11 protein-coding genes and 1 pseudogene are annotated in these 8,408 nt (G+C 52.2%); 4 read left to right on the forward strand and 8 right to left on the reverse strand.

Annotated elements, in window-relative coordinates; all coding sequences use genetic code 11:
- Positions 1 to 11 precede the first annotated feature (11 nt).
- Positions 12 to 1,571, reverse strand: coding sequence for an ATP-binding protein (locus ACR0KW_RS23045; RefSeq protein ID WP_480807109.1), 1,560 nt, complete (start codon positions 1,569 to 1,571; stop codon positions 12 to 14).
- Positions 1,572 to 1,963: 392 nt separating this feature from the next.
- Here ACR0KW_RS23045 and ACR0KW_RS23050 point away from each other — a divergent pair, with 392 nt between their 5' ends.
- Complete coding sequence (locus tag ACR0KW_RS23050; protein ID WP_480807110.1) at positions 1,964 to 2,095, forward strand: hypothetical protein; 132 nt, start codon at positions 1,964 to 1,966, stop codon at positions 2,093 to 2,095.
- Positions 2,095 to 2,643, forward strand: coding sequence for a YgjV family protein (locus ACR0KW_RS23055; protein WP_480807111.1), 549 nt, complete (start codon positions 2,095 to 2,097; stop codon positions 2,641 to 2,643). The genes ACR0KW_RS23050 and ACR0KW_RS23055 overlap by 1 nt, the downstream gene beginning before the upstream one ends.
- Positions 2,644 to 2,801: 158 nt before the next feature.
- On the opposite strand, the gene ACR0KW_RS23060 is transcribed toward ACR0KW_RS23055, so the two are convergent.
- From ACR0KW_RS23060 to ACR0KW_RS23085, 6 genes are all read right to left on the reverse strand, one after another.
- Complete coding sequence (locus ACR0KW_RS23060; protein WP_480807112.1) at positions 2,802 to 3,113, reverse strand: hypothetical protein; 312 nt, start codon at positions 3,111 to 3,113, stop codon at positions 2,802 to 2,804.
- Positions 3,114 to 3,301: 188 nt separating this feature from the next.
- Positions 3,302 to 3,799 carry a GNAT family N-acetyltransferase gene (locus tag ACR0KW_RS23065; RefSeq protein ID WP_480807113.1) on the reverse strand — a complete coding sequence of 166 codons (498 nt, stop codon included), beginning with the start codon at positions 3,797 to 3,799 and terminating at the stop codon, positions 3,302 to 3,304.
- An 81-nt stretch (positions 3,800 to 3,880) separates the two neighbouring features.
- Positions 3,881 to 4,390 carry an outer membrane protein gene (locus ACR0KW_RS23070; RefSeq protein WP_480807114.1) on the reverse strand — a complete coding sequence of 170 codons (510 nt, stop codon included), beginning with the start codon at positions 4,388 to 4,390 and terminating at the stop codon, positions 3,881 to 3,883.
- A gap of 146 nt (positions 4,391 to 4,536) precedes the next feature.
- Complete coding sequence (locus tag ACR0KW_RS23075) at positions 4,537 to 5,034, reverse strand: hypothetical protein (protein WP_480807115.1); 498 nt, start codon at positions 5,032 to 5,034, stop codon at positions 4,537 to 4,539.
- A complete protein-coding gene (locus tag ACR0KW_RS23080) occupies positions 5,031 to 6,224 on the reverse strand; it encodes an NAD(P)-dependent alcohol dehydrogenase (protein ID WP_480807116.1) in 1,194 nt (397 codons plus the stop codon). The genes ACR0KW_RS23075 and ACR0KW_RS23080 overlap by 4 nt, the downstream gene beginning before the upstream one ends.
- A gap of 23 nt (positions 6,225 to 6,247) precedes the next feature.
- Positions 6,248 to 6,505 (reverse strand): hypothetical protein, encoded by a 258-nt coding sequence (locus ACR0KW_RS23085; protein WP_480807117.1) that lies wholly within the window; start codon positions 6,503 to 6,505, stop codon positions 6,248 to 6,250.
- 121 nt (positions 6,506 to 6,626) lie between these two features.
- On the opposite strand from ACR0KW_RS23085, the gene ACR0KW_RS23090 reads away from it, so the two are divergent.
- Entirely contained in the window at positions 6,627 to 7,352 is a 726-nt protein-coding gene (locus ACR0KW_RS23090; protein ID WP_480807118.1) for a TetR/AcrR family transcriptional regulator, read from the forward strand.
- A gap of 35 nt (positions 7,353 to 7,387) precedes the next feature.
- Positions 7,388 to 7,957, forward strand: coding sequence for a chloramphenicol phosphotransferase CPT family protein (locus ACR0KW_RS23095; protein WP_480807119.1), 570 nt, complete (start codon positions 7,388 to 7,390; stop codon positions 7,955 to 7,957).
- A gap of 287 nt (positions 7,958 to 8,244) precedes the next feature.
- Here the strand turns inward: ACR0KW_RS23095 and ACR0KW_RS23100 are convergent.
- Positions 8,245 to 8,408, reverse strand: a pseudogene (locus ACR0KW_RS23100) (IS6 family transposase); the annotation flags it as partial.

An 8,408-nucleotide genomic window follows, 5' to 3' on the forward strand; every position in this document is an offset into this window, starting at 1 on the left:
ATTCCTCTCGATTACGCTGCGCTTCGAAGCGCGAGCAGTTCGAGCGTTTCAAACACTTCCTTTTTGGAATATGGTTCCGTTAGGAATGGGCGCTCCAGTTCTTCAATATTCCTCAGCGCATCGTCTGCTGTTTCCGGGTTCACTAAAAAGACTATGGATCTGCTCGCTCCGCGCTGCGCTCTTTCGATTGCCTGCGCAGCAGCCATCAGTTTCATATCTCCGAAGCCGACCTGAAACAGAATTGCGTCGAAGCGCTGATGCCGCAACCGCTCGAAGCCCACAAACGCGGCCTCAACGAATTCGACCCCGTGCCCCCGTGAAGAGATTTTCTCTGCCAACTCTTCACCGGCTTCAATGCGATTGTCCATAATGAGTACGTTCATCCGGTCGGCGCCCGTACTTGCTCTGGTCAGGATCGGGTCTGGCACGGAACTCGAGGCCGCGAGTTCCGAAAAGGTGATCCTGAATGTGGTCCCGTGTGAAGACGTCGAACGAAGATCGATTGTACCGCCATGAGCTTCGAGAATGCGACGGCATAGCGCCAGTCCCAAACCAGTACCCTCACCCGGATCTTTGGTCGTAAAGAGTGGGTCGAATATTTTAGAACTTATGTCTTCCGGAACACCCGGTCCCGTATCACTAAAATGCAACTCAACGTGCTCGTTGTCGGGTTCATATTTTGAGCGGACGGTAATGCGCTTCGCTACTTTGGCCGATCCGATGGCATGACTGGCATTGACCAGAAGATTTACGAATACTTGGCGAATCTGATCTGGGTCGCCCATTATTCGCGGAATTGTTGTGGGTAAATCCAAGATAACTTCAGCACCAAATTCACGGATGCTTTTCCCCGCATCCTCGACGGCTTCAGCCACCAGTTCGTTCAGATCCACCGCGACGAGTTCCGACGTGTTACTGCGAGCAAGATCAAGGAAACTGCGGACAATCCGAGTGCATCGGTCTGCCGCCTTTAGGATTCGATCCGCCCTTTTGGACGTTTTCTCATCCTCTGCTTTTTCCTTAAGCATCAAAGCCTGCCCGGTGAGAACAGAAAGCGGGTTGTTCAACTCATGGGATATCCCGCCAAGAAGTTGACCCAACGCGCTCAACTTTTCGGCATCATGTAAGGCATCCCGCTGCCGCGAGATTTCGGCTTTGTCGGAAAGCTGTTCCGTCAAATCGTGCGCGTAGAGAAAGATGCAATCTCGTCCGCCGACTTGGATCTGCCGTGCCGAAACCGCCGCCCAAAACTGCTCTCCATCGTTTTTCTGAAGCCGTACTTCCTGGGCCTCAACCCGCCCGTCCTGCTTAAAGCGCCGCATGAGTTCGTCAAAGTTCAGTTTACTTGACCAAAGCAGACCAAGTTTCGAACCAGATCGGCTCTTGGTGCACCTGAGCAGGGCTTCCATCTTTTCGCTGTCAACCACGATCCGGAAATCGGATGTCCGCGCAAGCGTCACTGCGGCCGGGCACTTCCTGATAAAATCCGTAGCTGTGTTCCCGGTGCCGCTATTGCCGATCAGTCCGCTTCCGGAAATACCCCAGCGTTTCTCCTGATGGTCCGTATTCATGGCAACGGTCTCTCGCGCTAGTTCCCTATAATTTTACAACAAGTTGAGAAACATTCCCAAAACCTTTCTGGTTTCGTTTGTTTCGAGCTCAGCGCAGTCGGGAAACCGATGAAACAAATGAAAACCTCCAACACATACCTTCAGATAACAGAAACAAATCAAACACTTTTGCATTTCGAAGAAATTCGACGGACATCACGAATGCTTACTCAAAGGTCACATCGAAGCGCCAAACCAAACCACAAGGAGAGGCGCACAACAGAAAATTGACTGGAGTAAGAACGATGAACTCGATCGAAGTAACCCGGTTTTCCTCCCTGGATAGGAGTATCGGATCGTGCGCGGCAGTCGCCACACGGTTCAAAAAAAAGTTTGTGAACTGGGTGCGCCTTATGAGCGCTAGCCAGAGCGGCGAAGACTTTGCCTCAATGCCGGACTGGCTGCTGCGCGAACTTGGGGTGACCCGGTCGGAAAGGACTGTCGGCACGTTTTTGAAATACGACGGGTCGGGAGGAGCAGCGTGATGTTTGTTATACCTTCTGATGCCCTCGTCTACGGCTCTGGTGCACTGGCATTCGCCACATTGGTCGCGTCACCGCTGATGCAATCCCGGAGCAAGATCCTGATCTTGCAGTTCGCAGCCACGATTTTCTTTGCGATTCACTATGCCTCAATGGAAGTTATGGCCGCATGTGCTGTTAATCTGATCTGTTCAATCCAGACCGCTGCGGCGATCCTTGCACCAAATAGCCGACGCATTTCCGTTTTGGGATGGGCGCTGATCCCGGTTCTGTTGGCAACCGCAGTTGTGTTCTGGGCGGGGCCAGTATCGATCCTTTCCAGCCTCGCGACTGTAGCGATCGCGGTTGGACGGATGCAAATCGACGAGATCCGGCTGCGGGCGCTTGTGCTATTGGGTGGCGGTTTTTGGATTGTGCATGACTATATCGTGGAATCCTGGATTGCGTTGTCGGCAGATATTTTCTGCGCCGCGTTCGGAGCCTACGTCCTTCTCCGGCTGTTGCCGCAGTTTGAATTCAGCAGTGCAAAAAGAGGGCAGTTGGCGACCTAAGTGTTTCAACACCAGTTACTCGGACCGTTGATGATAAGTCCTGGAGGCAATGATATAGTTGATTTCCAAAAGCAAGCCGGCCCCGACGGGGCCGGCTGACTATTTGTGGCTCAAAACGACTGCAGCACGAAGGTATGATCTTGGTGGCGTATACGATCTTAGCCTCTATTGGAAATGTACTCATCAAAGTCGTGAAGTATTTCGGGAGCTTTGTCGCAAAGACTTTTGTCCCTTACCGTTGCCATTTTTCCAACAACCTTGGTTGCGTCAACCTCTTGTGGAAATTGCTTTGAGACATCAGTCTCGACCGCAGTGAGAATATCAGACGGCTTAATTTGATAGGCCTCTGCCAAGCCAACCATGGCTCCGACATCCTTGGCAAACATGCCATCATCGGCAGTTTCAGCATGTAAAGCGGTGGCGCACAGAGCGAACATGAAAGTAGCGATAAAGGTTAAGTTTTTGATCATTTCGATTCTCAAACATTTGATGTTGGGCGTGATCTACTGAGCCGACTACTGATGAAGGAGGCCCAAGACTTTCTTGCTGCATTCACCTTTTTTCAAGCTTGGGAGATGAGAAGCAGTTTTCGCACTAATTTGAGACGACCAACCGAGTCTGCCCGGGCTTAAATGGTCCGCGGAATAGATTGCGCAGTTCAATGGTATCGATAGACTAAGTCTGTTAGGTCATCTCGCTCGGCATTTGCATCCAAAATTCCTCCAAGCCGCTCTGCAAGGCGGCAGGAGCGGAGGTTGTTCGGGTCGATATAACTGACGAGCGACTGGGTTACGTTCCATGTACAGGCCCAATCTCGCAGCGTTCGGGCAGCCTCAAACGCGTAGCCTCTTCCTTCGGCATCAGCATAAACGAACCAGCCCAGTTCGGGTTCGGGAAAAAGCGGTCCGGAGTTGATGCCAACCTGCCCAACGCACGCTCCTGAAACACGATCTTCCATCATCAGTGCCCCATGTCCCATGAGGGCCCACTGAGCTACGTCATGACAGAAAATCCCCCAGGTCATGCGCTCTGAGACCGGGCCTCCCATGAACTTCGAGCGCTCAGATGTCATAAGCGTAAGATAGTGGGGCCAGTCTTCCATTTTCGGTGGTCGAAGTAGCAGCCGTTCAGTTTCAAGCGTTGGGATTTCAGTCACCTGGTGGCTCCCGGGAATTGAATTATGAGTGGGTGGCAATTGACTGTCCCCCGCTGGTGTCAGGCTCTCAAATGCCTTCTGTCAGAACTTGTAAGACACCCGAAGCGCGACAGAGTCTGCTGTGATGTCGTCAGCTGATGTGTCATATGTGTCTCGCAGGTATTCAAGGCCGACCAGAACTCTGTCCGTTGCACGATACGTAACGCCGACGCCAGCAGAGTAGCCATCTTCACTGATGGAACTGCCATCGATGTTCGCATATCCAATGACGCCGTAGAGATACGTCCGGCCAAATACGTGTCCGCCTTTGAACTTCAGGCGTATCGTATCGACCTTTTTGGTTTTGTTGTCGGACACAAGCTCAGCGCCCGCATCATAAGTCAGTTCACCGCCAACGACATAGCCGTCAAAATTATGAAGGTATCCGGTGTGGAGGCCCAACGCTGCGTTGCCGTTGTCGTTGTCGTTGTCGTTTTGGGAAACATCGACTGCTGATAGCTGTAAACCTGCATTGAAGCCGGTCCAACTTTCATCAGCCATACACAAAGTGGGAGCCATCGCGGCCAGCGTGATCAATGTTATAGTCTTCATTTTGTAAGTCCGTTCTCTTGTTTGTATGGACAGGGGTATCTGCTCGTTGGACCTGCACTTTGGTTCAACGGGGATGGTTTGCTGTTCGTCGGGGCATTGGATGCAACGCCGGCCTATTGCAGAACGGGAGTGATCCGACCCTTAGATCACAGGATGGGTTTCGGCTTGCTGGTCAATTGCAGCAGTTTTCCTGAGTTGTCATATCGCACAGTGACGAGTACCCGCCGCGCATGGGCCACTTCCAAAGGCCCACCGACAACCTCCCAGAGCCCGAAGGTAAAAAGGTCCAGCGTTCCGTGGCCCGCTGCCCGAGCAAGGTTCGGTTTCGTTCTGGGTTCAACGTCATAGACGGCCACCCAATCACCATTGGCTTGTTGCTGTAACTGCTCGGGCGAACCTAGCTGCCGCTCAACATCCATCCGCGTGGCTTCTTGGCTGACGACGCTCAGGTCTGGACCATCACTGCCTTTTGCAGCCATGTTGGCAGCACATCCGCTCAGTGCGGCACCAAGAGTAAGTGCGACCAGCATTGACCGGATGGACTGAACACGGGTCTCAGTTGATTGAGTTGAACTGCGTCGGCTGCATGGAGAGAGCGGAGAATTGAGATCGTCCGATCCTGGTAATTTCCAGTTTTTTGTCATGGTGTTACTGTGTCTTTTTTGAGCTGCGTGTTGTGCCTGCAAAATAACTGATCGAGATATATCTCAGGTCTGGAATCGGTTACCGGCCGGCTTGGTCGATCGTCAGCGGCAAAGTTGATGACAATTCGACCTCTTGTCCGATGGGACGTCAGAGTTTTGATTGCAGTTCGGATTTTGGGTAGATCGAACGGAATCTCTGCTTCGATGGGTGAGCGTATGTTGTGTTTGGCGATGCTCAGCATTGCTGCGTAGGCATTGTGCCGCGGCAGCGAGGCACTAAAACAATACCGAGGACCGCGGAGTCGTGTCGCGATACTGCGGCAAGTAACGTGGCCGACGCCCAAAAGAAGCTCGAAACTGGATAGCTTGCGTTCACCAATGTGTCGCACAGGGCCAACGATAGTGATGAACCGACCTTTGCGTTTCAATACGCGGTACGCTGCGGCCTCGATGTCGCGACCACCTACCAGATCAAAGACCCTGTCGTAGGTGTTTTTACGCTGAGAACCAAAATCGGTGACTATGTAGTCGATCGTGTGATCCGCACCCAGCGTGCGCACCAGCTCAGCGTTTGCGCCACTGCAAACCCCGGTCACGATTGCGCCCTTTGATTTGAGGAACTGGACCATCATGGATCCGACGGCACCCGATGCCCCAACAACGAGGCAATGGTCACCGTTTTCGATGCGTGCGGTGTTGATTGTGCCCCATGCAACGCAACCTGATAGCATTGCGGCTGCGACTTCGACATGTGACAAGGCCCGGGGTTTGAGCATCACATAGTCCTGTGACACGCATCGGTAAGTTGCCCATGAACCAGATTCACCAAGCGCATTGGGGATCACGACAACTTCGTCTCCAACATTGAACCGGGTCGCGTCCTGACCAGTTGCGACAATGATCCCGGAAACTGAAGTCCCCATGATGTAGGGGGAATTTACAGAAGCGCGTTTAGGCCCGAAGAAACGACCAAGAGCGGTACCCTGAGCCGCATAAATTTCATCAACATGTAGTGAGGAAGCGACCAGCTGAATTGCGACCTGGTGGCGCGAGGGCCTTGGCACGGGCACGGTCACCAATTGCAATGCTTCGGCGACATTCCCGGGCTCAGGCAAATCTGTCAAAGCGATTGCTGTTATGCTTTCGGCAGCACAATAAACCGTGGAAAGCGCTCTTACAGTGTCCAACATGTTTCTCTCCAGAGAGGTTTGGATCAATTGAGGGAAAACGGATTTACGAACCAAGTCTGCGAGCGTGTTCGCGACAAAAACTGACGGGCTTCGTCCCTGTCCAGAGAATGCCCGACCAGAAGTTCGAGCAAATCCCGGATACCAGCCAGCCGTGACGTTTGGCGTAGCTCGGATATTGAAATATCCCCGCAGACAAGAGCATTCATGGCATTCGATCCTGTGTAGTAGGTACAACTCAACTGGGCGCGCGAAGCGTTGTAGCTTGCGGTCTTGGGCTGCATCAGCGCATCATTTAATTCGGGGTGGCAGGTGAATGACATTGCCCTGCCAGATGAGTCGGAATATAAACCGACCGCAGGTCTGTAATTGCAGACCGCCGGTCGGTTTGCAAGGAAAAAGTGTATGAAACCTACGAAGCGGAAAAATATGCAGCCAGAGGCGCGGCGCGCGCAGTTACTGGGGTGCGCGCAAATGTTGTTCTTTTCCAAAGGTTTCGAAGATACGACCATTCAGGATGTACTGGATCTGGCCGGAGTTTCGAAAGGTGGCTTTTATCACCATTTCAAATCCAAGGATGAGTTATTGTTCGGGGTCTTGGATGGTATAGCTGAAGGCGTTCTCTCTCAGATGTCTGTTGTTGCTTCCGACGAGAAGTCCTCGGCACTCGATCTATTGCACAACTTCACGCATCTACGAGCAAACTACCTGCGCGAGCATGACTACCCAGGCCAGGTCGAGATGTTCAAGATTATGAACCAGGACCAAAACTTGTTCCTGCTCGAGCAATTCAAGCGCAGGGTCAGAATTGGCGCCATGCCGGTCCTGACAAAAATCATCCAGAAGGGCTGCGATGAAGGAACGTTCAGTGTCGCCGATGTCGATACGGCGGCAGAGCTTATTCTCTTCCTTATGAACTTCTTTGATTTTGCATTGCTGCGCGCCATCGACGCCCGGGGAACTGACATAGCAGATCAGGCCGCCCATAAATTACAGGCGGCGATCGATATGCAATTTCTTACACTCGACCGAATTCTGGGGCTGCCGGATGGGACAACAGATTTTGGATGGCCGGAAGCGGTGGATTTTACGATGGAAACTGTGCCTTCAACCCCTTCCTCAGCCAAATAACGGACCTTGGCAACAATCAATCAGTCACAAGACCAATGGCGACAATAATTCTCTTAAACGGAGTAGGGAGCGTTGGTAAAAGTTCTATCGCAAAAGCGCTTCAGAACATTACGACACAACCGTTCCTTCATATCGAAATGGATGCCTTTCTGGCAATGTTGCCAGAGCGGCTTGCTGGTGATCCAGATGGATTGAGTTTTGAAAAGCGTGTGGTGGGCGGAAATGCAGTGACTTTCGCGCGTGTCGGACCAGTGGCAAGTCGCGCACTCTCCGGAATGCGCCGTTCAGTTGCTGCGATGGCGAGCGCCGGGAACAATTTGATTGTTGACGAAGTGTTGTTTGGAAACACGGAAGAAGGGTCTGCGAGTGCAGTGGCTGAGTATCAACGCTTACTGGAACCGTATGATTTTTTCATGGTTGGAGTGTTTGCCTCGCTGGACGTGCTGGAGGAAAGGGAACGAAAGCGAGGCGACCGGACGCTCGGTCTTTCCAGATGGCAATACGAGCGTGTTCATGATGGGATGACATATGACTTATCGGTGAATACAGAAGATGCCTCGCCACTTGCATGCGCAGATTTGATAAAGGCGAATCTGAATCTGTAGGTTGCGAAGATACACAATCCCATAGCTGAGCACGTCAATACAACCACCAGTGCGAGCGATCATTGTGCCCACGCTCAACCAATCCAATGTCTCGGCGCATATGGTCGGACAATGGCGTTGTATTGTTGGGATTTCCTACTGAGCCATTTCTTTTTCGAACATCTCCTGAATGTTGCCAAATTCGACGCAACTGACGGCCGCAGAACTCTAAAATACTGCATGGGGCACGGATTGGGTTGTGTCGCAAAGTACTAAAAGAACCAGTGTCAGCGAGGATCTGGACACACTTATCCAGCGATCTCGGCAAACACCCTAAAACCTGATGTCGTTGCACTGGGGAATTGCCGTTTTCGGATCATGTTGGCAACTTCAATGCCGTCCAGCGTTGCGGATGCGGTAGCGAAGGATTTGAACCCACACATGTGCCGCAATCGCCGTTTGATAAACCGGT

The organism is Ruegeria sp. CG11 (genome assembly GCF_056537245.1).